Below are 20,726 nucleotides of genomic sequence, written 5' to 3' on the forward strand. Positions count from 1 at the left end.
CGCACCACAAAGCGACTTCCGGCATCCGCTCTACGGCTTTGCTCACCTTTCTTTCAACAGAAGGTAGCCAACGGTTCGCGATGCGTACCGTGAAACGCAAGCGGGTAGTGCCGTCCCTCACTTATACCGTAACGGCTACAGCTTACCAGGCCGTGGCGGGCCAAACCGACGATGAGCCGTTTGTGACGGCCGATAACTCCCGCATTAAGCCACATTATAGCAGCAAAACGCGCTGGATGGCACTCTCGAACGACCTGCTGGCCCACTGGGGCGGCAAGTTTGGCTACGGCGACAAGGTGCGGGTGCGGGGCATTTCGCCGCAACTCGACGGCGTATATACGGTGCACGATACCATGAATAAGCGCCACCACCACTGCATTGATATTTTGACGCATCCGAGCGAGAAATTTGACATTTTCACGCCCGACGTGAAAATTCAGCTGGTGCTGGCGGCCGTGCATACGGCCCCTACCCCCCCCATTGCCACGCTACCGCCGCCACCAGCCCGCAGCCGTTTGCGCACCCAGGCCGCCATCGCAAAGGCCCGGCCGGCGCGCGGTACGCTACCAGCCGGGCCTCGCCCACACTTTATTCGCCGTCCCAAACGGGAGATTTATTTCGCGAGCGCCATCTTGTAGATGCGGAACGGCTCGCGCGGCTGCCCTACCCCCTTGTTCCAGTGCGGCGTCTTGTGGATGGCCGACGTAGTGAAGTAAATATTGTTGCCGTCGGGGTCCCAGCTAAAGGTATCGGGCCATTCCAGGCGGGCTTCTTTGACCACGGTTTCGAGTTTGCCGGCGGGCGTGCGGCGCAGAATTTCGCCGTTTTCGAAGCCCGTGAGGTAGAGGTTATTCTTGCTGTCGATTTCCATGCCGTCGCAGGCGGGCGCATCGGCCAGCTTTTCCACGGCGGCTTCCACCTGCGCCGCGCTCAGGGCGGCGTTGCGGAGCACGGCCGTTTTGATGCGGTAGAGCGAATGGCCCGACAGCGCGCGATAATACAGATACTGGTTGTCGGTGCTCAGGGCGATGCCGTCAGCCTTGAAGGCCCCAGGCTTGCCGGCGGGGTCATATAGCGCGTGGCCCTGGGCCTTGGTAATGAAGCCTTTATCGGGTAGCGTAGAAGGCTGTTTAGCCAGCAGCTGGCGCGACTTGGTGGTCTTGAGGTCGGTCACGACCAGCGCGCCGGTGCCCGAATCGGTAAGGTAGGCGTAGTTGTTCTGGAGGTCGATGCGCACGTCGTTGAGGTACGAATGGCGCGGGGCCACGCTCTCAGGGTAGAGAATGGTCTGGACTACCTGGCTCGTTTTGGGGTCGATTTTGACCAGCTTCACACCACCGGGCACCGTGAACTTGAGGCCGGGCGCGGCGGGGTCAATCACCCACAGTATACCCTGCTTATCGACGTAGCCAGCCTGCGGGCAAATCCAATGCTTTTGGGGCTCCGCTTTCACCGAGTCGTTCCAGGTGCACCAGCCGGCGTCGGGATAGGCCGAGAGCGTATTATTGGCCCCGACCAAGGCCACGGGGAAGGTCGGGTTGTAGTCCCAGCGCGGCGAAAAGGCGAACACTTTGCCGCCGGGCGCCACGGCCACGCCGGTCACCTGCGGGGCGTTGAACTCGCCCACGATGGTGAGCGGCGAATTGGCCGGCGCGGGGGCGGGCACGTGGGCGGCGGTCGAGTCGGCGGGCATGGTGCCGCGGGCCTGGTTGGTGGCCGCGTCGTTGCCGCAGCTGGCCAGCAGCAGGCCCGCCGCCGCCAGCGCCGCACCCGATTGGAGGAGAGAAACAGACATGTAAAAGGAAAGAATTAGCACCTAAAAAACCCCGACACCAGTATGGGCCAGGGTTTCGCATACGGGCAGACTGGGCGGGGCGTTGGGCAAATCCGGCGCGCGGCGCGGCATAATGGGGAGTCCCTACCCCCCGCCCCAGCCCGAAGCCAAACAGCATGAACCACTACTACAGCCACACGGCGGCTTCGGCGGCGGTTTGGGCCTGGCCGTCGGCGGCGTAGAGCAGGCTCAGCGGCTGGAAGGGGTTGGCCAGAATGCGGGCCTCGCTGATGCTCCAGCGCGCCCACAGGCCGGTGAGGGTGTGGGCGTAGGCCAGGTTGTCCCAGGGGTTGAAGATGATGGCCGTCACGTCATCGACCAGCGCATCGAGCACCAGCTCGGCTTCGGGCGCGTCGAGGGGGGTAGGACGGCGTGGGTACACGTCGGGCACCGCCGCCAGCAGGTAGGCCGCGTAGTAGGCGCGGGCCTTGAACTCGGCCACCTGCGCCGGGTGCAACGGCCGCTGGGCATCGAGGGCCACCTGGCGCATAGCCTGGCCGATGAAGCCGATATCGACCAGCGTGCCCACCACCACGGCATTGCCCATTTTAATGCTGAAAACCAGCGTATTGAGGTCGTCGTCGTATTCAAATGCCGGCGCTTCAAACTGCGTATCCACTTCGAGCACGAACACCGAGCCGGGCACAAAATCGGCGTAGTCGGTGGGCACGCGCAGGCCTTGCAACAGCTGAAAAAACGCCCGAAACCGCTGGAGCAGCTGTACGTTTTCGACCAGCGGATACTGCGGCTTGATGAGCGGCTGCTGCTGCTGCACCAGCTCGGCGGCGAAGATGCCGTAGAACATTTTGGCCAGCCACTGCCACAGCCGGGCGGGGGGTAGGGCGCGTAGCGCGGCGGGGCCGGCCAGGGCGGCGGCTTCCACTTCGGCTTCCAGGGCGGCCAGGCGGGCGCGCAACTCGGGGGCCAGCGGCAGGCGCAGGGCGGCGTAGGTGGTGTGGCTCTGGTCGAGCAGGTAGATGGGGCGCTCGGCGAGGCCGTAAGCGGCTTGCAGCCAGTGGGCAAACACCGGAATGGTATCGTGGGGGCCGACGGGCTGGCCGGTGAGAAAGCAGTGGCCGGGGCCAAACTGCATTCCCTCCAAAGGGTCGTAAAGCGTAATCATGACGGGGTAACTAACGCCCGCAAAGGTCGGCCAGGCCAGGCCAAAAACGTAGCCGGGCCCTACGCGCCCGCCATAGGGGGGTAGGGCCCGGCTGGGCATTGGCTGGCAAATGGGGCGCGGGGCCGGGCGCGGCCGCTAACGCGAGAGCAGATTGCTCGCCTTAATCAGCAGGCGGCTCAGGTTGTGCAGGGCGTCGGAGTAGCCGTTGGTGGCTTCCTCGCCCACCTTGGCGGCTTCGGCGCCCAGGCTGGCGAGCACCTCGGCCACCTCGTGGCCCTGGGTGTCGGGCGACTTCAGCATTTCGTGCAACAGGCTGATTTCCTGCTTTATCTTGGCCAGGCCGGGGCGGGTGCTGGCGGCCAGCACGGTTTCCCAGCGCTCCAGTTCGTGCAGGCCGGTAGCCCCGTTGGCATTAGGCAGGCCCTGCTCCAGCAGGGTAATGGTATCGGTGAGCACGGCCGAGCTTTGCTCGTCACTGACGTGGAGCGGCACTTCGGGGGTAGGGTTGGCGTGGGGAGTAGCGGCGGTGGAGTCCATGAATGGGGAGAGTTAAGATTAACTGGCTATACTTGGCGCGGCTCAAAAAAGTTAGTGGCGCGGGCAGCGGTAACCCAGGGGCCACGGGCTACCTTTAGGGTAAGTGCCTGAGTAAGCGGCATCTTTTCCTCTCAAAACTTCATTTCAATGAAACGCCCCCTGTTTTTATTGCTGGCCGCCGGCCTGGCCTGCGGCGCGGCCGCCTGCACTCCCAATTCCGGCACGGCCGACTCGCCCGCTGGTAGCGACGCCGCCGCTGCCGACACCGCCGGGGCCCACGCCAGCATGCGCATGGACCGGTCCGGTGTGCGCATGGACAGCGCCAGCACCAAGCCGATTAATTAACTGCTGTTACGCACTATCTTATTCGAGATGGCAAGGGGGAGTAGCGCGAACTTGGTAGTTCGCGTCCCCGCGCCGTTCTACTGGCTTTAACGGCGCGGGGACGCGAACTACCAAGTTCGCGCTACTCCCCCTTGCGTAACAGCAGTAATTAATGCGTCCATCACCAGCTTTTTGTGAGACCTGAAAATAGTACGTCATTTTCGTAGGTAGCTAGTTGAAAATCAGCTAGCTACTCGTAAAAATGACGTATGCCAGGCCGGCTACGAGGGGTAGCCCTCTACCCCCCGTAACCGGCCTGAAAGTGCGGGAAGCGCTTGGCCGCCAGCTCGCCCACGCGGCGGGCCAGCAGCTCACGCAGGGCTTCGATGTTCTCCTTGTTTTGGGCCGAGATGAACACCACCGGGTCGTGCAGGCGGGCCATGTAGGTTTCTTGGAGTTGCTCCAGCGGCGGGCGCGGGGCGGGCGCGGCCTGGTCGGTGGGCCATTCGGCTTCGGCGTCATCGTCTGCTTCGAAGACGGGGGCGGGGCTTTCTTCTGATTTATATTGGTCTATCTTGTTGAATACCAGTAGCATCGGCTTGTCGGCCGCCCCGATTTCGCGCAGCGTCTCGTTTACCACCTCGATTTGCTCCTCGAAGGCCGGGTGCGAGATGTCCACGACGTGCACCAGCAAGTCGGCCTCCCGAATTTCGTCCAGCGTGCTCTTAAAGCTCTCAATCAGCTTGGTGGGCAATTTGCGGATAAACCCGACCGTATCGGAGAGCAGGAACGGCACGTGGTTGTCGAGCACCACCTTGCGCGTGGTGGCGTCCACGGTGGCAAACAGCTTGTTTTCGGCGAAGACTTCGGCCTTGCCCAGCAGGTTCATAATCGTGCTTTTGCCCACGTTGGTGTAGCCCACCAGCGCCACCCGGATGCTGTTAGTGCGCGTCTTGCGCTGGGTGTGGGCCTGCTTGTCCAGGTCTTCGAGCTTTTCTTTGAGGAACGCGATGCGGTCGCGCACGATGCGGCGGTCGGTTTCAATCTCCGTTTCGCCGGGACCCTTCATGCCCACGCCGCCACGCTGCTTGTCCAGGTGAGTCCAGAGGCCGGTGAGGCGGGGTAGCAAGTACTGATATTGGGCCAGCTCGACCTGCGTGCGCGAGGTGGCCGACTTGGCCCGCAGCGCAAAAATATCCAGAATGAGCAGCGACCTATCCACGATTTTGACTCCCAGCTCGGCCTCCAGGTTGCGCAGCTGCGAGGGCAGCAGCTCATCGTCGAAGACGACCATGCTGGTCTTTTCGTGCTTCACCCAGGCCTTGATTTCGGCCAGCTTACCCTCGCCCACGTAGCTGCGCAAGTCGGGCTTGTCGAGCTTCTGCACGAAGCGCTTGGTGGCCTGCGCGCCGGCCGTTTCGATGAGGAACGCCAGCTCGTCTAGGTACTCGGTGGTCTGGGCGTCGGTTTGGCGGCGTGGGGGCACGCTCACGAGCACGGCGGTTTCGACTTCCTTGGCCGTTTCGTGGGTCTTGGTTTTGAGCAGCCGGTCGAGCTTGGTGTCGCGGCGGGCGGGCGTGTGGTCGGTAGCGCCGACGTGCCGGGTGCTGCTATGGGAATTTTCGGATTGTTTGGCCATTAAATAGAACGCGGGAAAGCCGCACCAGATAAGAACATCAAGTACGGGCTAATCGTTGGGAATTGGCTGGTCTGGCTCGCGCCACCGCCGCCTACCCCCCTTTACGCAAAGCGCCCGCCCTGGGGGGTGAGCAGGCACCGTTTGCAAAGGGGGGTAGGGCTACGGCTGCGGCTTGGCGGCCGACTTAGATGCCCGCGCGAAGTCACCAGCCTTCACGATGGTCAGCTTGCTGTAATCGAGGTACTTGCGGGCGGCGGCGCTCACCTGCTCGGGCGTGAGGGCGGCAATGCGCTGCTCCAGCTGCGCATCGTAGGCGAAAGTGCGGCCCTCAGCCTTGGTCAGGTACTGCGCCCAGGTGCTGGCCACGTTACGGTCGTCGGCGCGCTGCACCTGAAAGGCTTGCAGGGCCGCCGATTTGGCGGCTTTCAACTCGTCGGCCGTCACGCCGTCTTTGGCCAGGCGCTCCATTTCTTCGCGGTAGGCCGCTTCGAGGCGGGCCGAGTTGTCGGGGTTGTAGATGGCGTAGGTCGTGAAGCTCCCCACCTCGTCGTTGTCGTCGGCACTCACGAATGAGCCCACGCCGTAGCTCACGCCCTCCTTCTGCCGGATGCGGGTGGCCAGGCGCGAGTTCAGGAAGCCATCGCCCAGAATGTAGTTGGCCATGTACACGGCCGGGTAGTCGGGCGAGTCGTCGCGCAGCGGATATTTCAGCATGGTCACAAACATAGCGTTGGCCTTGTCGTTAGTTTGCAGGGCCTGCGTACTGGCCGCCACCGGAAAAATTTGCAGCGGAATCCGCACGTAGGGCGTGGCGGCCTGCCAGGAGCCGAGCTGCTTGGCCAGGCGCTGGCGCAGGGCCGGCTCGTCGAAGGTGCCCACCACGGCCAGGGTAGCGCTCTGGCCCCCGTAAAACTGCTTGTAGAAGGCCCGCACGTCCTCCACGGTCAGGGCCTTGAGGGCCGCAATCTGCTCGTCATACGGCAGGGTAGCCATGATGTGGCCCTGGGGCCAGGGCTCGGCCGTGCGGGTAGCCAGGTTGAAGGCCAGCGCCTGGGGGTCTTGCTTGCGGGTTTCGAGGCTCGCCAGGGTTTCCTGCTTGAGCTTGTCGAACTCGCCGGCCGGAAAAGTGGGATTGCGCAGGCAGTCGAGGGCAATATCCAGCACGCTGGGCAAGTGCGTTTTATCGGTCTGAATAGCCACGGTGGCCGTCTGCCCCCCGCCGTAGAAATAAACCTGGGCTTTGGCTTTATCAAAAGCATCCCGAATCTGGGCGTAGCTGCGGGTTTTGGTGCCGCGCTGCAACATGCTGGCCGTGAGTGAACTCAGGCTCGATTTGTTCATCAGGGTAGCCTCTGAGCCGTAGCGCAGCTTCAGCTCGGCGTTCACGGCGTTGGCGCGGTTCTGCTTTTCGAGCAGGGCGTACCGGAGGCCGTTTTTCAGCTGGCCGTGCTTGGTGCGGGCGTCAATGTTGGCGGGCGAGGCGTCGAAAGCCTCGCCCAGCGCGATGGGCGCGTCGCCCTTGTAGCCCCGCACCAGCGCCGCCACGTCGGGCGGGGCCGGAATGGTGCTGCGGTCGGGCTTATTATCCGGGATAAACTCGCCCACGGTGCGGTTGCTGGGCTTGAGGTAGGCGGCGGCCACGCGCTGCACGTCGGCGGCGGTGAGCTTGCGCAGGTTGTCGCGGTAGAGGTACACCAGCCGCCAGTCGCCGGTAGCAATGTACTCGCTCAGGGTCAGGCCCAGCTCGTCGCTTTTCTGAAAAAGCAACTCCACGTCTTTCAGCAGTTTGGTTTGGGCGCGGGTCACTTCCTCGGCGGTGGGCGGCTGGGTGGTGGCCACGGCATCGAGCGCGCCCGTCATGGCCGTGCGGGCCGAATCGAGGGAGCGGCCCTGGCGCACATCGGCGTAGAAATAAGCAAAGCCGGGGTCGTGCAGCGTGGGCGCGAAGCCCCAGGTGCTGGCGGCTTTCTTGCTATCAATCAGCGCCTTATACAAGCGGCCCGAGGGGCGGTTGGTGAGCACTTCCACCAGCGCGTCCACGGCCGCGTAGTCGGGGCTGGAACCGGCGGGCACGTGGTAGGCCATCGCCAGGCCCTGGGTGTCGCCGGGGCGGCGCAGCGTCACCGCTCGCTCGCCGTCCTGCACGGGCTCGGTGGTGTAGGCCGTGGGCAGCACCCGCGTGGGCGTCGGGATGGCCCCAAAATCCTGGCTGATGAGGGCCAGCGTCGAGGCGGGGTCAAACTTGCCGGCCACCAGCAGCACGGCGTTGTCGGGCTGGTAGTATTTCTGGTAAAACGCCTTGAGGTTGTCAATCGGCACGCGCTCAATGTCTTCCTTCGAGCCAATGGTGCTCTTGCCGTAGTTGTGCCAGAGGTAGGCGCTACTCAGCACGCGCTCCATAAGCACCCGGCTGGGCGAGTTTTCGCCGCTCTCAAACTCATTGCGCACCACCGTAAACTCGGTGTCGAGGTCTTTTTTGGCGATGAAGGAGTTCACCATGCGGTCGGCTTCCAGGTCGAGCGCCCACTTCAGATTCGTATCGGTGGCCGAAAACGTCTCGAAGTAATTGGTGCGGTCATACCAGGTGCTGCCGTTGGGGCTGGCCCCGTGCTCGGTCAGCTCCTGCGGGATATTGGTGTGCTTGGTAGAACCCTTGAACACCATGTGCTCCAGCAGGTGAGCCATGCCGCTTTCGCCGTAGCCCTCCAGCCGCGAGCCCACCAGATAGGTGATGTTGACGGTGGCCGTGGGCTTGCTCTGGTCCGGGAAGAGCAGCACCCGCAGGCCGTTGGCCAGCCGGTATTCGGTGATGCCCTCCACGGCAGTCACCCGCGTGAGGCCGGCGGGCAAGGGGGGGGTAGGGCTTTGGGCCAGCAGCGGCCGGGCCGCCCAGCTCAGGGCGAGCACGCCCAGCAGGAAAGTGTGTTTCATACGGCTAAAAGGGTAAGGGGTAGTAATATAGCGCGAAGTAATAGCATTCTGTGCTTACTCCATCCCCTACCCCCTCCAGATGCGCGCCCCGCGGCCAGCGTTGCACCGCGCCCGACCTACCTCAGCGTCAGCGAATACGTCACTACCTGCTCAATTTGGGCGGGCGTAAGCGTCTGGTTGAACGCGGGCATTTTACCTATTCCATTGGTAACCAAGTAGGTGCGCCCAAAAGCGTTGAGGTTACTCTTGGTCAGGTCGTGCGCGCCGTTGAGGCCCAGCCGGCCGTTTGGGCCGTGGCAGCGCACGCAGTTTTTTTGAAAAATAAGCTGGCCGGAGGTGGGCGGGGCGGCACGCACCGCGCTGGGCAGCAGCACGGCCGCCAGAAGAAATAGCTTTATCACGAGCACCTAACGCAAAACCTGCCCCAAAAGTAACCGCCGCGCCCGACCTTTGCCCGAAGTCTGTCAGCGCGAGCCTGCGAAGCAATCGCCCTGACAGCTAGTAGTCATTAGTCTCTGGTCATTAGTCATTATATTTGTGCGGGTTGCTATCGTTATTAATACGTCCTGGAACATCTGGAATTTCCGGCGCGGGCTGGTGAAAGCCCTGCAAGCCGCCGGCCACGAGGTGCTGGCCATCGCGCCGCCCGACGACTACTCGGCGCGCCTCGAAAGTGGGCTGGGCTGCCGCTACGTGCCCATCCTGATGGAAAACAAGGGCACCAACCCGCTCAAAGACGCGCAGCTAACGCGCCGGTTTTTAGGTGTTTATAAGCGCGAGCGGCCCGATGTGGTGCTGCATTTCACCATCAAGCCCAACATCTACGGCACGCTGGCGGCGCGGCTGGCGGGCGTGCCCAGCATCAACAACGTAAGCGGCCTGGGCACGGTCTTCATCGTGGAAAATCTGGTGAGCAAAGTGGCGCGCGGGCTGTATCGGCTGGCGTTTCAGTTTCCGCACAAGGTCTTTTTTCAGAACAATGACGACCGCGAATTATTCATTCGCTACGGGCTCATCAAGCCGGCGCGCACGGGCCTGGTGCCCGGCTCGGGCGTCGATTTGGCGCGCTTCCGGCCGCAGGAGGGGGTAGGGCCCGCGCCGGCCGCGCCGTTCACGTTCCTCATGGTGGCGCGCGTGCTGTATGAGAAAGGCATCGTGGAATATTTTGAGGCCGCGCGGCAGGTGCGGGCCGCGCTGGGGGCCGACCGGGTGCGCCTGCAATTGCTGGGTGGCCTCGACGAAGCGGGGGGGGTAGGGATGCCCCGCGCCACCTTCGAGCAGTGGCTGAAGGAAGGCAACGTGGAGTACCTGGGCACTTCCGACCACGTGGCTGAGCACCTGCACCGCGCTGATTGCGTGGTGCTGCCCAGCTACCGCGAAGGCACGCCCAAAACCCTGCTCGAAGCGGCGGCCTGCGGCAAACCCCTGGTAACCACCGACGTGCCCGGCTGCCGCGAAACCGTGCAAAACGGCCGCAACGGCTATCTCTGCGCAGTGCGCTCGGCCGCCGACCTGGCCGATAAGCTCCTCACGGTGGCCCAGCTGCCCGCCGCCCGCCTCGCCGCAATGGGCCAGGCCAGCCGCCAGCTGGCCGAAGAGAAATTTGACGAGCAGCTGGTGCTGCGCCAGTACTTGGCCGCCGTGGCCGAGGCGGGTTCCTAGTTTCTGGTTTGGGTTTTTGGTCGAAAACCTCTGTCATTGCGAGCTTGCGAAGCAATCGCACCTGAGCGACGCCCGCGCCGCTCGTTCGTTCATTGTCATGGCGAGATTGCTTCGCAAGCTCGCCATGACAAATGCCTGTATAAAAATCAGAAAACCAGTAGTTAAAGAAAATATGGAAGTCATTACCTACCCCCTGCCAGGCTTGCTGGAGTTCCGGCCCCGCATTTTTGGCGACCCGCGCGGCGCGTTTTTCGAGTCGTTCAGCGCCCGCACGATGGAAAACCTGGGCCTACCCCGCCACCATTGGGTGCAGGACAACCAGAGCAGCTCGAAGGCCGGCACGCTGCGCGGCCTGCACTTTCAGCGCCCGCCCCACGCCCAGGCCAAGCTGGTGCGCGTGGCCCAGGGCCGCGCCCTCGACGTGGTGGTGGACCTGCGCCACCGCTCGCCCACCTTTGGCCAGCACGCCACAGTGGAGCTGTCGGCCGCGCTCGGCAACGTGTTCTACGTGCCCGAGGGCTTTGCCCACGGCTTCGTGGCGCTCGAAGACGACACGCTGTTTCTCTACAAATGCTCGGACTACTACGCCCCGCCCGCCGAGGGTGGCCTGCGCTGGAACGACCCCGCCCTGGGCATAGCCTGGGGCTTCGAGGGGGAGGCGCTGGTGTCGCCCAAAGACGCTATTCTGCCCACGCTGGCCGAGCTGGAAAACCCGTTTTAATTATAGGGCTTACGCAATGACAAACGTCTTTTGCGTAAGTCCTAAGGCAATTATCCCGATAGCGGCGTTTTTCTCGTTGCTCTGGCCCAGGTTTTCGGCCGCAGTAACGCCGTCGGCCACTGCGCCCGCACGGTGGCCGCTGGCAGTGAGGAGCAGGCCACTGGCCCGCGCGGCATGAGTGGGAGAGGGGGGGTAGGAAAGTGGCGCAGGCAGTGGTTGCGAAGAAGCAGAAACAGGATTTTGACACCGGTGAGAACCGCGTGGCGGGATGGGATTTAGTGAACTACCAAAAAATGCCCCGCTGCCTGAACCGAAGTGCGGCAAAGTAACCGGGGCAATCAAGCAGTTGTTCTATCACCCCAAACCTTTAATTAATCCGCTCGTAATCATACAACTTGCTAATCCAAATCCATACTTTTTCCCCTTTTCCATGAGCCGTTTCCTGTTACCCCTGCTGGGGGCCGCCCTCTTAGCTCTGCCGGCCTGTAATTCGAAAAGCGATACCAAAGGCCAGGGTTTTTCCGAAGTCACGAAGCCCGGCACCGGCACCGAAACCCCCGCCGCCACCATGCCCGACGGCGCTGAAAAGCCCACCGACATGCCCGCCGCCGTCGGCTCGTCTCCCACTAAGGGCCAGCCTGACCCCTTCGGCCCCACGGCCCCGCATGCCAACGATGCGCAGTTTATGCAGTCGGCCGCGCACTCGGACCAAAACGAGATGCAGCTCAGTAAAATGGCGCTAGCCAAAGGCGTGACGGGCGATACCAAAGCCTTTGCCGAGAAGATGATAGCTGACCACACCAAGAGCACGGCCGCCCTCCAGCCCATCGCCGCCAAAGCCGGCGTGACGCTGCCCACCGACATGGACGACCAGCACAAGGAAACCGCCAAAACCCTGCAAGGGCTGTCGGGCCAGGACTTTAAGGACCGGTATCTGCAACAGATGGAAGTGGACCACCAGATGACGGCCAACACCCTGGCCGCGCACCAGCAGATGACCAAAAACCCGGCCCTCAGCGCTTGGATAACCCAGACGCTGCCCGTGGTGACGCAACATTTGGGCATGGCCAAGGCCGATGCCAGCGAGCAGAAGTAGCCCGGCGGCGCGCCCGCCGCGCCTGTTGTTTCGGGAAGTAAAAAAGCCGTTTCGGAAAATCCGAAGCGGCTTTTTTTGGGCGCGGCGGCTACATTTAGCTCACCCACCACCCACGCCATGAGCCGGCCCGATACCGCCCTCGACCATCACGACCGCACTGAGTTTCAGCTGGAGCGGCTCATTCTGTTCACCGACGCCGTGTTTGCGATTGCCATCACGCTGCTGGCCATTGAAATTCGCTTTCCAGAGTTCAAGCACTCGCCCAGCAATGCCGACATCTGGCGGGGCATGGGCGAGCTGCTGGTAGTGCTGTTGCTGCCCAGTCACGGGCTGCTTTCCCTGCTCATTCCGTTTACTCCCCTCCTTACGCTACTCTTCATGTGGCTGCATCGGCGGCGGCACATGCGCCTACCGCGCACCCATCTGGCGTTGCGGCAGCCTGCCGAGCTAGCCCCGGAGCCAGGACCAGTACGCGCCTCGGTGTAGTGGCCCTACCCCCCCCTCACCAACGAAAGCCCCCATACCAGACCGGCATGGGGGCTTTCGTTGGTGAGGGGGGGGTAGGGCCGCACCCTACTTTGCTACGGCCGCGCCGGCTTCGCTGAGGCGAATGCTCATGTGCGAGGCGTGGTAGCGCACTTGGCCATCCTGAATCAGGAGCAGCTGCGGCGACTGGTGCTCGATGCTGAACTCGCTGGCAAGCTGGCCCGAGATGGGGCGATAGCGCAGCAAATCGAGGTAATAGATGGTGGCATCGGCGGGCAGCGAGGTGTCGGGCCACTGGCGCTCCAGCTTGGCCTTGGCCGCCGCGCTGATGGCGCAGGTAGTGCTGTGCTTGAAAATGAGCACCGGGTGTTCGTGCGACTCTTGCACGATGGATTGCAGCTGAGCAGCGTCGGTGAGCGGAAGCCAGGGAGTAGCCATAAAAATTAGTAGCTGAAAATCAGGTTTATAGGCAGTTGGCGGAGTGCTAGCTCCGCACGTCAGGCTCTTTAACTACGCAGCTAGGGCTTGGGTTCGTTTCTGGCCCGGCGGCGCAGACCCAAAAACCCAGCTTCGCGGCCGCGCGGCCGGCCGCGCCGGTCAACGCGCGGCTCGCCGGCCCCGCGGGGGCCGGGCGCGGTGCTGCCGCGGCGCAGCTGCCGGCGCGTCACGTCGAGGTGGCTGTCCTGGTAGGGCAGGTCGGTGCGGCGGGCTTCGCGCAGGGCGCGGCGATTGTCGGTGCGCTGGCGGGCCGGGCTGGTGGGCGCAATCTGCGCCTGGGCGGCCGTGGCCAGCAGCAGCAGGCTACCGAGTAAAAGGCGAAGCATGGGTGGCGGGCGAGGGGGTAGGAAAGCTAGGGGCGGTTGCCGTCGGGCGCGGGCTGCGTGGGGTCGGGCTTCGGAATGGGGACTTTTTTGTCTTTGGCCTGCTTCTGCTTTGCCTTGGGGGCCGGGGCGAGGGTAGGGTCGGCGGGCGGCGGGGGGTCGGGCGTGGGCTCGGCGGGCTGGTCTTTGGTGCGCGTTGGGGCCGGGTCCTTGGCGTCTTTCCCGTGGTTGTGGTGGCCTTTTTTGCGCAGCTTACGGTTTTCGCGGCTCGCCTCGCGCGGGGTCAGGGGGCGGTTGTCGTAGTGGTGCAGCTTGCGGCGGTTGTCCTGCAGGCGGTTCAGGGTGCTTTTTTTCACGAGGCCCTGCTTGTCATATTTGAGCTTGGTGCCCTCGGGCAAGTCGCTGTACGACATCGTTTTCTTCTTCTCATCGGCCGCGCCGGCATCGGCCCCCGCGCCAGCATCGGCAGCCGAAATTGCCTCCATTGCCTTGAGGGAGGTGCCCTTGTGGCGCGCTTTTTCAGCAGCTTTCGCCTTCGCCTTGGCGGTGGCGTTCATAGGGGGGGTAGGCAGCCGACGCGGATGAAACACGCGGTCGTACACCGCGCAGCCGCCGAGCAGCCCCAGCAGCACGGGCAGCAGCAGCACCCGCAACCACGGCGTTGGTAAAGCCTTCACAACAAGTACTAGATAGAATGGTAAGTAATTAAGCTAAAGCCACTTCGGGCCGCGCTAATAGTCGCGCAGCGCCCGCAGCTGCTCGCGCAGCCGCTGCTGCGGCAAAAACCCTGCCTCAAGCGGCGGCGCGAAGGGCACGGCCGTATCGAGCGAGGCCACGCGGCGCACCGGCGCGTCGAGGCTGCTAAAGCAGTTTTCGGCAATCCAGGCCGCGATTTCGCCGCCCAGGCCGCCCGTCAGCGTGTCTTCGTGCAGGATGAGCACGCGGCCGGTTTTGCGCACCGAGCGGCCCACGGCCTCCGCATCCCAGGGCAGCAGCGTGCGCAAGTCGAGGATGTCGGCCTGAATTTCCAGCTCTTTGCACGCGGCCAGTGCCCAGTGCACGCCCATGCCGTAGGTAATGATGCTCAAGTCATTACCCTCCTGCGCCAAGGCCGCCTGGCCGATGGGCGTGGTGTAGTACGCCTCCGGCACCGGCCCGCTCAGCGAGCGGTAGAGCAGCTTGTGCTCAAAATACATGACCGGGTTGGGGTCTTCAAACGCGGCGCAGAGCAGGCCCTTGGCGTCGTGCGGGTTGCTAGGATACACCACTTTCAGGCCCGGCACGTGCGTGAACCACGCCTCGTTGCTCTGGCTGTGGAAGGGCCCGGCCGCCGAGCCCGCGCCGGTGGGCATGCGCACTACCACGTCGGCATTTTGGCCCCAGCGGTAGTAGCTCTTGGCTAAGTTATTGACAATCTGATTGAAGCCGCAGGTCACGAAGTCGGCAAACTGCATCTCCACCATCGCCTTTTTGCCCCGGATGCTCAGCCCCAGCCCCGCCCCCACGATGGCCGACTCGCACAGCGGCGTGTTGCGCACCCGACCCTTCCCAAACTCGGCCACGAAACCATCGGTAATCTTAAACACGCCGCCGTATTCAGCAATGTCCTGGCCCATGAGCACCAGTTCGGGAAAGCGCTCCATGCTCTGCCGCAGCCCCTGCTGGATGGCATCGATGAAGCGGATTTCTTTAGTTAAGAGTTGAGAGTTGAGAGTTAAGAGTTGTTCATTATCCGTCAAATTCTCACTTTCTGACCCTCCCCCCTTCATTTTATCAGCATCATCCGGCAAACTCTTAACTCTTAACTCTTCACTCTTCACTCCCGACGGCGCGTACATATCGGCCAGCTCGCGGGTGTTGTCGGGGGTAGGGGCCGGGGCGGCCTCGCTCTCCTGCCAGCCGGTTTCTATCTCCTGCTTGATGCTTTCGCGGACCTGCACGCGGCTGGTTTCGCTGAGAATGCCCTCAGCCAGCAGCCACTTTTCATAGGTTCCCACGGGGTCTTTCTGCGCCCACTCTTGCAGCAGCTCGGCGGGCACGTACTTGGTGCCGCTGGCCTCTTCGTGGCCGCGCATCCGGAAGGTCAGGGCCTCCACCAGCACTGGGCGCGGGTTTTGGCGCAGGTCTTCGGCCAGGGTTTTGATTTTATCATAGACTTCGAGCACGTTGTTGCCGTCAATCTGCACGGCCTCCATGCCATAGGCGGGGCCTTTATCCACGAAGGACTTGAAATGAAACTGCTCGTTGCTGGGCGTGCTGAGGCCATAGCCGTTGTTTTCTACTAAGAAAATAACCGGCAGCTGCCACACCGCCGCCACGTTCAGCGCCTCGTGGAAGTCGCCCTCGCTGGCCCCGCCGTCGCCGGAATAGGTGAGCGTTACGCGGGGCTTCTCGTCCAGCAAATCGGCCAGCGCGATGCCGTCGGCCACGGCCAGCTGCGGGCCGAGGTGCGAAATCATGCCCACGATGTGGTGCTCGTTGGTGCCGAAGTGAAACGAGCGGTCGCGCCCCTGGGTGTAGCCCGTGGCCTTGCCCTGCCACTGCGCAAACAGCCGCCCCAGCGGCACCCCGCGCCCCGTGAACACGCCCAGGTTGCGGTGCAGGGGTAGGATATACTCGTCGGCGTTCAGCGCTAGCGTGCTGCCCACCGAGATGGCTTCCTGCCCGATGCCCGAAAACCACTTGCTGACCTTGCCCTGGCGCAGCAGAATCAACATTTTTTCCTCAATCAGGCGTGGCTTCAGCAGCTCGCGGTAGAGGTGCAGCAGCAGGTCGTTGGGGTAGTCTTTGCGGTCAAAGGTCATGGCGGGGGGTAGGGCGGGGAGGCAGAGTGCCGGGCAAAGGTAATTTAAGGCGCTGCCTTACCTTGCGGCCTTCGTAGGGTGCGGGGCTTGCCCCCGCCCGTCGTTGAACGAAACCCGTCCGAATTGTTCAACGACGGGCGGGGGCAAGCCCCGCACCCTACAAGCATATCACCGCCCTCCGCACATGGCTACTCAGCAGTTTGCCTTAACCGAAGCCCACGCCTTCGTCACCGACCTGCACACGCTGGGCATCCATCCGCAGCAGGTTATTCTGTTCGGCTCGTTTGCCCGCAACGAGCAGCACGAATGGTCGGACATTGACCTGGCTATTGTGGCCGAGGAGTTTGGTAATTTTCGGCCCGATAATTCGGCCCGCATGTCGCCGGCCCTGTGGAAGCACGCCGATATTGAGCCCCACCCGTTCCGGCCCGAAGACTTCACCGACTGGAACCCCTTCGTGGCCGAAATCCTGCGCACGGGCATTCGGGTGGTGTAGCAAAAAAGCCGGCCCGCCCTCCCTGGTGGGAAAGCGGGCCGGCTTAAACTAGTGGCTGACGGGCCTACTTTTTGCCGTGCTCTTCGGCGTGAGCCTTGCGGGCAGTAGTTGCGTGCTCCGTGGCGTGGTCCTTATGGGCGGCGGCGGTGTGCGCGTGATGGGCGGCCTTCTCGTGGCTGCCGGCTTCGTGGTGCTTGGCAGCCTCGGTGTGGTGCTTAGCGGCTTCGGTGTGGTGTTCGGCGGCCTTCTTGTGGCTGTCTGCTGCTTTCTTCGACATAGTCGTAGGGGTTTGGGTGAGAAATGTTGGGCTTGTACGGGGCACGTAAACAGTCAGTTACATGAATGATTGGTGTAGTCTTCGGGAGGCCGCGGCCGGCCCCTGGCCGGGCCGGGGCCGCCACCCGGCCAGTACCTTCGCCACCATGCCCGCGCCTACCCCCCTCGACCACGCCCGCGACTTTCTGCGCCACCTCGAAACCGCTAACTCCGAAGCCGCCCGTAAGGAGCAGTTTATCACCTACCTCAACCAGGTATTCGGCACCGATGACGAGAACCTGAAGCTCATTCAGGAATTCAACCGCGGGGCCGAGCACCAGCTGCGCATCCCGCGGCCCGAGCGGGGCGGCTCGGCGGCAGGGCGCGCCGATACGCAGTACCGCGACGTGATTATTGAGTTTGAGCGCGACATCAAGGCCCCGGCCAAGCTGCGCCACGCCGAGAAGCAGCTCCAGGACTACTTCGCGGCCAATTACAACGCCGGGCGGCGCGACGACTTTCGCCTGCTGGCCACCGACGGCGTGCGCTGGCGCGTGTACGGGGTGGCCGCCGAGAGTTACCTGGGCAAAGCTGCCCTCACGGCCGAGGAAGTGGCGCTGTGCCCCACCGAGAGCTTCGACCTGAGCCCCGACTCGGCGGGCGGGCTGTTTGGATTTATTGACCGGCACTTGTTTCGGACCCAGCCGCAGCAGCCCACGCTCGATAATATTCTGTTTGATTTCGGCGACTCGTCGGCGCTCTTCGGCACCACGTTTCAGGCCCTCAAGCTGGCCTACCACGAGGCGGCGGCGCGGCCCGAACTGAAGGTGGCCTACCGCGAGTGGCGCACGTTTATGTCGCTGGCCTACGGCTCGTTTGATGATTCGCCCGACGTGTTCGTGGTGCATACCTACCTCTCGGTGTTTAGCAAGCTCATGGCCTATGAGCTGCTGAGCGCGGGGCAAAACCCCGACCTGGGCGGGCCGCTGCTCACGGGCATCCGCCAGCCCGCTGCCGGGTACGCTCGCAGTTAGGCCAGCGCAATTTTAAGCCGCCCATCACCACCTTCAAACGTTTCGATTAGGCTATTGTAGTGTGCAACCAGCTGCTGCATAACAGTGCGCCGACTGGCTAAATCAAAGCGGCTATGTTCGTGAATGTTGGCGGCCATAAACTGCTCGAAGTCGATGATATCAAGCCGGTCGGCAATGCCAATATTCTCGGCCAGTAATTGGGCAGCTATTACGCCACTGCTTAAGGTAACGATGAGGGGCCGTCGGTTGGCGGCTAGGTTGGCCTGGCACTTTAGAAGCAGGCTTTCGGTGGGGCTGCTCGTGACGTGCAGGCTAACGTCGCCTATATCAAAGTCGCCCGTTCGGCTTGCGTCCTGGTCATTTTGATTAGCACTATGATGCTGCAAGTCGGCAATATTGATGACGGTTAACTTGGCCCCTACCAGATGCTGCATCAGGGTACCGACCAGCGTTGCGCCCGGCTGTTCACGTTGGCGCGTAACTGCCTGTTGAATGAGCTGCCGAATCATTGTCCGAACGCTCTGCGAAGCGTCCATTGATAAGCGCAGTGGCTTGGCCGTGAAGAAATCTCGGACTTTAGCTATCCAAAATGCCTCAATCAGCGGCCAATCAATAACCGCCTCCGTTTGATGCAGCTCATTCAGAAAGCTCAGGTAGTCGCGCATAGTAGCAATACTGCCCCGGCTGGTTCGCCCACCTTCCTGGGCCAGTACCTGCGTGATACCATGTCGCCGCAGGATGGCCTGCACCGCGCTTTTGCCTAGCCCCAGCACCTGCCCACCTTGTTCGGTCAGGAAATCATCGGCGGCCAAAGGCCACGGACGGTTTTTTACCTGTTCGGTCATTACCAGAAATACGCATAGGGGGCCCTTACCCGCGTAGTTGCCGCTGGCGGCGAATGCTTGTAGCTGCTCTTGCATGGTAGGCACTGAAAAAACTAAGCCAGCTGAGGCACTAATTGGGCGGCCACTATTGCCTCGAATACATGATGCGCCAAGTGCCGCACCACGGGAACCGCTACCCCATCGCCCGCCAGATGGTAGGCATCCCCATAGGTGGAGGGGAGCACATAGGCGTCGGGCAGGCCCATGAGGCGCACCGCTTCGCGCGGCGACAAGAGCCGGGAGCGAATGGAATTGCCATGCACAAATAGCAACGACTGCTTGGACGACCCGCCCGACCCGGTTCGCAGGCAGCCCGCTATATCATCAAAACGTACTTCGGCCCGCTGCACCTTCTGGCCCTGCGCGTTTAGGCGCATCCGCCGGTAAATACCGCCAACAGCCGGCCGGCCGGTTTGCGCTACCTGGGCCACTTTCTGCCTATGGTCCGCGCTCATTAAATCCAGCAGTCGGGCCGTTTCAGCCGGCGTATGCCAGAGCACGCCGGTTGGCTCGGCTTCTACTATATCCAGGAAGTTTTGCGAACGGAGTGGTGGCAACGGCAGGTTCCACCAAATCCAAGCCTGTTGAAGGATAGGGTTTAAGCCTGCGTAAGCCTGTTGGAGGGCAGCGGGGTGCCAAGCCGGCAGCGGATGTAACCAGTGCAGCCCGGCTGGGAGTACCAAATCAGCCTGCACCCCGATGATAAAAACCCGCTTGCGCGATTGAGGCACAAACAAGGCCGCGTCAATCACTACCGCGCCTACCCTGTAGTCCTCTCGCATGAAGGCGGCCACAATAGCGGCAAAATCGGCTCCCCGATTGGAGGTGATAATGCCGCACACATTCTCCAGAACAATTATTTTAGGGGCGCGCTGCTCCTGGCGCAGGCCCTGCATCAGCCGCCAGAAGTGCCAGAATGCCCCCGAGCGCGTAAATACTTCCGCCTCGGCGGCTCCTAATCCTTGGTTTTTGCCGGCCAGCGATACGTCCTGGCAGGGAGAGGAAGCCCAGGCTAAGTCGGCCTCCTCGGGAAGCTGCCGCGCCGTGAGCGCCGCCACGTCGGCCACTACCAAATCATCATTGCCCCAGTTTGTCCGATAAGCGGCTGCCTTTTTAGGGCTGAAATCATTGGCCAATAGGCATTGCCACTGCTTCCCTAATCCAGCGCGGGCCATACCGCCGCCAGCAAAAAACTCATAAAAGGTGGGCATAGTAGTAGAGTTTAAATTGCGCTGCCAGGCAAGCGATGCAAACAAAGTTAACGCGGCCGCCCCTACCCCAGCTAGCCGCAGCGCCTAGCCCGGAGGTACGTGGGGGTAGAGGCGGCTGGCGCGGCGCGCCTCCCTATCCCCCCATTACCCGCCCAAGGCACCTTGCTTGAGCGCTTGGTGCGGCGCTTGCCAGCCGGGCATGGCCTGGCCCAGCAGCTGCCAGAAACGCGCGTTGTGCAGGCGCTCGTGCAAGTGCGTCAGTTCGTGCACCACCACGTATTCGAGGCAGGCCACGGGCCACTGGCTCAGCTCCAGGTTGAGCCAGATGCGCCGGGCCCGGATGCTGCACGTGCCCCAGCGCGTTTTCATCTGCTTGATGCCCCAGTCGGCCACCCGCACGCCCACCACCGGCTCCCAGTGAGCAAGGAGCACCGCCAGGTGCGCCTGCAGCTGGGCGCGCCGCCAGCGGGCCAGCACTTGCGCCCGCTGCGTCGGGGTAGCGCCAGCGGACACGTGCAGATGTAGCTCAGCGGCCAAAAGCCGCACCTGGGCGCGGCCGCCGGCCTGCTCATGCACCAGCAGGCGCAGGGCCTGGCCCTGGTAGTAGTGCGTCTCGCCCGACTCGTAGCGCAGCTCGGGCCGGGGCGCGCGCTGCTGAAAAGCCGCCTGGTGCCGCCGAATCCAGACCTGCTTACGCAGCACCACTTCCCGAATGGTGGCCTCCGGCGTGCCCAGCGGCACCGTGACGCGCAGCTGGCCCAGCGGCGCCCGCACCGATAGCCGCAGCTGGCGCACCGGCTTGCGCACTATCTCCACGGCCAGGTCGTTGATAAGCAGGTGGGGCATAGTGAAAAAGCGTTCGGGAGTA

22 protein-coding genes are annotated in these 20,726 nt (G+C 62.9%); 8 read left to right on the top strand and 14 right to left on the bottom strand.

Annotated features, from left to right (window positions below; translation table 11 throughout):
* Window positions 1-80 precede the first annotated feature (80 nt).
* Complete coding sequence (locus tag A0257_14470; GenBank protein ID AMR28171.1) at window positions 81-638, top strand: hypothetical protein; 558 nt, start codon at window positions 81-83, stop codon at window positions 636-638.
* On the opposite strand, the gene A0257_14475 is transcribed toward A0257_14470, so the two are convergent.
* The 3 genes from A0257_14475 to A0257_14485 all read right to left on the bottom strand — a co-directional run bounded on the left by A0257_14475 (window position 614) and on the right by A0257_14485 (window position 3,494).
* Window positions 614-1,795 carry a hypothetical protein gene (locus tag A0257_14475; GenBank protein ID AMR28172.1) on the bottom strand — a complete coding sequence of 394 codons (1,182 nt, stop codon included), beginning with the start codon at window positions 1,793-1,795 and terminating at the stop codon, window positions 614-616. The two genes, A0257_14470 and A0257_14475, sit on opposite strands and share 25 nt — an antisense overlap.
* A gap of 166 nt (window positions 1,796-1,961) precedes the next feature.
* Window positions 1,962-2,957 (bottom strand): hypothetical protein, encoded by a 996-nt coding sequence (locus A0257_14480; protein AMR29785.1) that lies wholly within the window; start codon window positions 2,955-2,957, stop codon window positions 1,962-1,964.
* Between the two features lie 135 nt (window positions 2,958-3,092).
* Window positions 3,093-3,494, bottom strand: coding sequence for a hypothetical protein (locus tag A0257_14485; GenBank protein AMR28173.1), 402 nt, complete (start codon window positions 3,492-3,494; stop codon window positions 3,093-3,095).
* A 147-nt stretch (window positions 3,495-3,641) separates the two neighbouring features.
* Here A0257_14485 and A0257_14490 point away from each other — a divergent pair, with 147 nt between their 5' ends.
* Window positions 3,642-3,839: a hypothetical protein gene (locus A0257_14490; GenBank protein ID AMR28174.1), complete on the top strand. Its 198-nt coding sequence runs from the start codon at window positions 3,642-3,644 to the stop codon at window positions 3,837-3,839.
* Between the two features lie 277 nt (window positions 3,840-4,116).
* Here the strand turns inward: A0257_14490 and A0257_14495 are convergent, their stop codons facing one another.
* The 3 genes from A0257_14495 to A0257_14505 all read right to left on the bottom strand — a co-directional run bounded on the left by A0257_14495 (window position 4,117) and on the right by A0257_14505 (window position 8,795).
* The gene (locus tag A0257_14495; GenBank protein AMR29786.1) at window positions 4,117-5,364 is read right to left on the bottom strand and encodes a GTPase HflX; all 1,248 of its coding nucleotides are present in this window, start codon (window positions 5,362-5,364) and stop codon (window positions 4,117-4,119) included.
* A gap of 252 nt (window positions 5,365-5,616) precedes the next feature.
* Complete coding sequence (locus A0257_14500) at window positions 5,617-8,388, bottom strand: pseudouridine synthase (protein AMR28175.1); 2,772 nt, start codon at window positions 8,386-8,388, stop codon at window positions 5,617-5,619.
* 116 nt (window positions 8,389-8,504) lie between these two features.
* Entirely contained in the window at window positions 8,505-8,795 is a 291-nt protein-coding gene (locus A0257_14505) for a hypothetical protein (protein ID AMR28176.1), read from the bottom strand.
* 130 nt (window positions 8,796-8,925) lie between these two features.
* Here A0257_14505 and A0257_14510 point away from each other — a divergent pair, with 130 nt between their 5' ends.
* The 4 genes from A0257_14510 (at window position 8,926) to A0257_14525 (ending at window position 12,353) form a co-directional block, all read left to right on the top strand.
* The gene (locus tag A0257_14510) at window positions 8,926-10,050 is read left to right on the top strand and encodes a glycosyl transferase (protein ID AMR28177.1); all 1,125 of its coding nucleotides are present in this window, start codon (window positions 8,926-8,928) and stop codon (window positions 10,048-10,050) included.
* Window positions 10,051-10,222: 172 nt separating this feature from the next.
* Window positions 10,223-10,771, top strand: a complete 549-nt coding sequence (locus tag A0257_14515; protein ID AMR28178.1) for a dTDP-4-dehydrorhamnose 3,5-epimerase — start codon at window positions 10,223-10,225, stop codon at window positions 10,769-10,771.
* Between the two features lie 430 nt (window positions 10,772-11,201).
* Window positions 11,202-11,867 (top strand): hypothetical protein, encoded by a 666-nt coding sequence (locus tag A0257_14520; GenBank protein AMR28179.1) that lies wholly within the window; start codon window positions 11,202-11,204, stop codon window positions 11,865-11,867.
* 117 nt (window positions 11,868-11,984) lie between these two features.
* Entirely contained in the window at window positions 11,985-12,353 is a 369-nt protein-coding gene (locus A0257_14525) for a hypothetical protein (protein AMR28180.1), read from the top strand.
* Window positions 12,354-12,440: 87 nt separating this feature from the next.
* Here the strand turns inward: A0257_14525 and A0257_14530 are convergent, their stop codons facing one another.
* The 4 genes from A0257_14530 to A0257_14545 form a co-directional block, all read right to left on the bottom strand.
* Entirely contained in the window at window positions 12,441-12,791 is a 351-nt protein-coding gene (locus A0257_14530; GenBank protein AMR28181.1) for a general stress protein, read from the bottom strand.
* Between the two features lie 80 nt (window positions 12,792-12,871).
* On the bottom strand, window positions 12,872-13,177 hold the full coding sequence (locus A0257_14535; GenBank protein AMR28182.1) for a hypothetical protein: 306 nt from the start codon (window positions 13,175-13,177) through the stop codon (window positions 12,872-12,874).
* 26 nt (window positions 13,178-13,203) lie between these two features.
* Window positions 13,204-13,827, bottom strand: a complete 624-nt coding sequence (locus tag A0257_14540) for a hypothetical protein (GenBank protein ID AMR28183.1) — start codon at window positions 13,825-13,827, stop codon at window positions 13,204-13,206.
* Between the two features lie 78 nt (window positions 13,828-13,905).
* On the bottom strand, window positions 13,906-15,978 hold the full coding sequence (locus A0257_14545) for a dehydrogenase (protein ID AMR28184.1): 2,073 nt from the start codon (window positions 15,976-15,978) through the stop codon (window positions 13,906-13,908).
* Between the two features lie 184 nt (window positions 15,979-16,162).
* On the opposite strand from A0257_14545, the gene A0257_14550 reads away from it, so the two are divergent.
* Window positions 16,163-16,474 (top strand): hypothetical protein, encoded by a 312-nt coding sequence (locus tag A0257_14550; GenBank protein AMR28185.1) that lies wholly within the window; start codon window positions 16,163-16,165, stop codon window positions 16,472-16,474.
* A 64-nt stretch (window positions 16,475-16,538) separates the two neighbouring features.
* Here A0257_14550 and A0257_14555 read toward each other — a convergent pair whose 3' ends face one another.
* The gene (locus tag A0257_14555; protein AMR28186.1) at window positions 16,539-16,751 is read right to left on the bottom strand and encodes a hypothetical protein; all 213 of its coding nucleotides are present in this window, start codon (window positions 16,749-16,751) and stop codon (window positions 16,539-16,541) included.
* A gap of 145 nt (window positions 16,752-16,896) precedes the next feature.
* Here A0257_14555 and A0257_14560 point away from each other — a divergent pair, with 145 nt between their 5' ends.
* On the top strand, window positions 16,897-17,763 hold the full coding sequence (locus tag A0257_14560; GenBank protein ID AMR28187.1) for a hypothetical protein: 867 nt from the start codon (window positions 16,897-16,899) through the stop codon (window positions 17,761-17,763).
* Here A0257_14560 and A0257_14565 read toward each other — a convergent pair.
* The 3 genes from A0257_14565 to A0257_14575 form a co-directional block, all read right to left on the bottom strand.
* Window positions 17,760-18,683 (bottom strand): hypothetical protein, encoded by a 924-nt coding sequence (locus tag A0257_14565; protein AMR28188.1) that lies wholly within the window; start codon window positions 18,681-18,683, stop codon window positions 17,760-17,762. The two genes, A0257_14560 and A0257_14565, sit on opposite strands and share 4 nt — an antisense overlap.
* Before the next feature lie 17 nt (window positions 18,684-18,700).
* A complete protein-coding gene (locus tag A0257_14570) occupies window positions 18,701-19,858 on the bottom strand; it encodes a cytosine methyltransferase (GenBank protein AMR28189.1) in 1,158 nt (385 codons plus the stop codon).
* Window positions 19,859-20,002: 144 nt separating this feature from the next.
* A complete protein-coding gene (locus tag A0257_14575) occupies window positions 20,003-20,704 on the bottom strand; it encodes a hypothetical protein (GenBank protein AMR28190.1) in 702 nt (233 codons plus the stop codon).
* Window positions 20,705-20,726: the final 22 nt, after the last annotated feature.

The sequence above is a fragment of the Hymenobacter psoromatis genome, assembly GCA_001596155.1.
Lineage (GTDB): Bacteria > Bacteroidota > Bacteroidia > Cytophagales > Hymenobacteraceae > Hymenobacter.

Coding starts and splice junctions, on each gene's coding strand:
- A0257_14470 (AMR28171.1), top strand. CDS start 81: ATGCGTACCGTGAAACGCAAGCGGGTAGTGCCGTCCCTCACTTATACC.
- A0257_14475 (AMR28172.1), bottom strand. CDS start 1,795: ATGTCTGTTTCTCTCCTCCAATCGGGTGCGGCGCTGGCGGCGGCGGGC.
- A0257_14480 (AMR29785.1), bottom strand. CDS start 2,957: ATGATTACGCTTTACGACCCTTTGGAGGGAATGCAGTTTGGCCCCGGC.
- A0257_14485 (AMR28173.1), bottom strand. CDS start 3,494: ATGGACTCCACCGCCGCTACTCCCCACGCCAACCCTACCCCCGAAGTG.
- A0257_14490 (AMR28174.1), top strand. CDS start 3,642: ATGAAACGCCCCCTGTTTTTATTGCTGGCCGCCGGCCTGGCCTGCGGC.
- A0257_14500 (AMR28175.1), bottom strand. CDS start 8,388: ATGAAACACACTTTCCTGCTGGGCGTGCTCGCCCTGAGCTGGGCGGCC.
- A0257_14515 (AMR28178.1), top strand. CDS start 10,223: ATGGAAGTCATTACCTACCCCCTGCCAGGCTTGCTGGAGTTCCGGCCC.
- A0257_14520 (AMR28179.1), top strand. CDS start 11,202: ATGAGCCGTTTCCTGTTACCCCTGCTGGGGGCCGCCCTCTTAGCTCTG.
- A0257_14525 (AMR28180.1), top strand. CDS start 11,985: ATGAGCCGGCCCGATACCGCCCTCGACCATCACGACCGCACTGAGTTT.
- A0257_14530 (AMR28181.1), bottom strand. CDS start 12,791: ATGGCTACTCCCTGGCTTCCGCTCACCGACGCTGCTCAGCTGCAATCC.
- A0257_14535 (AMR28182.1), bottom strand. CDS start 13,177: ATGCTTCGCCTTTTACTCGGTAGCCTGCTGCTGCTGGCCACGGCCGCC.
- A0257_14545 (AMR28184.1), bottom strand. CDS start 15,978: ATGACCTTTGACCGCAAAGACTACCCCAACGACCTGCTGCTGCACCTC.
- A0257_14550 (AMR28185.1), top strand. CDS start 16,163: ATGGCTACTCAGCAGTTTGCCTTAACCGAAGCCCACGCCTTCGTCACC.
- A0257_14555 (AMR28186.1), bottom strand. CDS start 16,751: ATGTCGAAGAAAGCAGCAGACAGCCACAAGAAGGCCGCCGAACACCAC.
- A0257_14560 (AMR28187.1), top strand. CDS start 16,897: ATGCCCGCGCCTACCCCCCTCGACCACGCCCGCGACTTTCTGCGCCAC.
- A0257_14565 (AMR28188.1), bottom strand. CDS start 18,683: ATGCAAGAGCAGCTACAAGCATTCGCCGCCAGCGGCAACTACGCGGGT.
- A0257_14570 (AMR28189.1), bottom strand. CDS start 19,858: ATGCCCACCTTTTATGAGTTTTTTGCTGGCGGCGGTATGGCCCGCGCT.
- A0257_14575 (AMR28190.1), bottom strand. CDS start 20,704: ATGCCCCACCTGCTTATCAACGACCTGGCCGTGGAGATAGTGCGCAAG.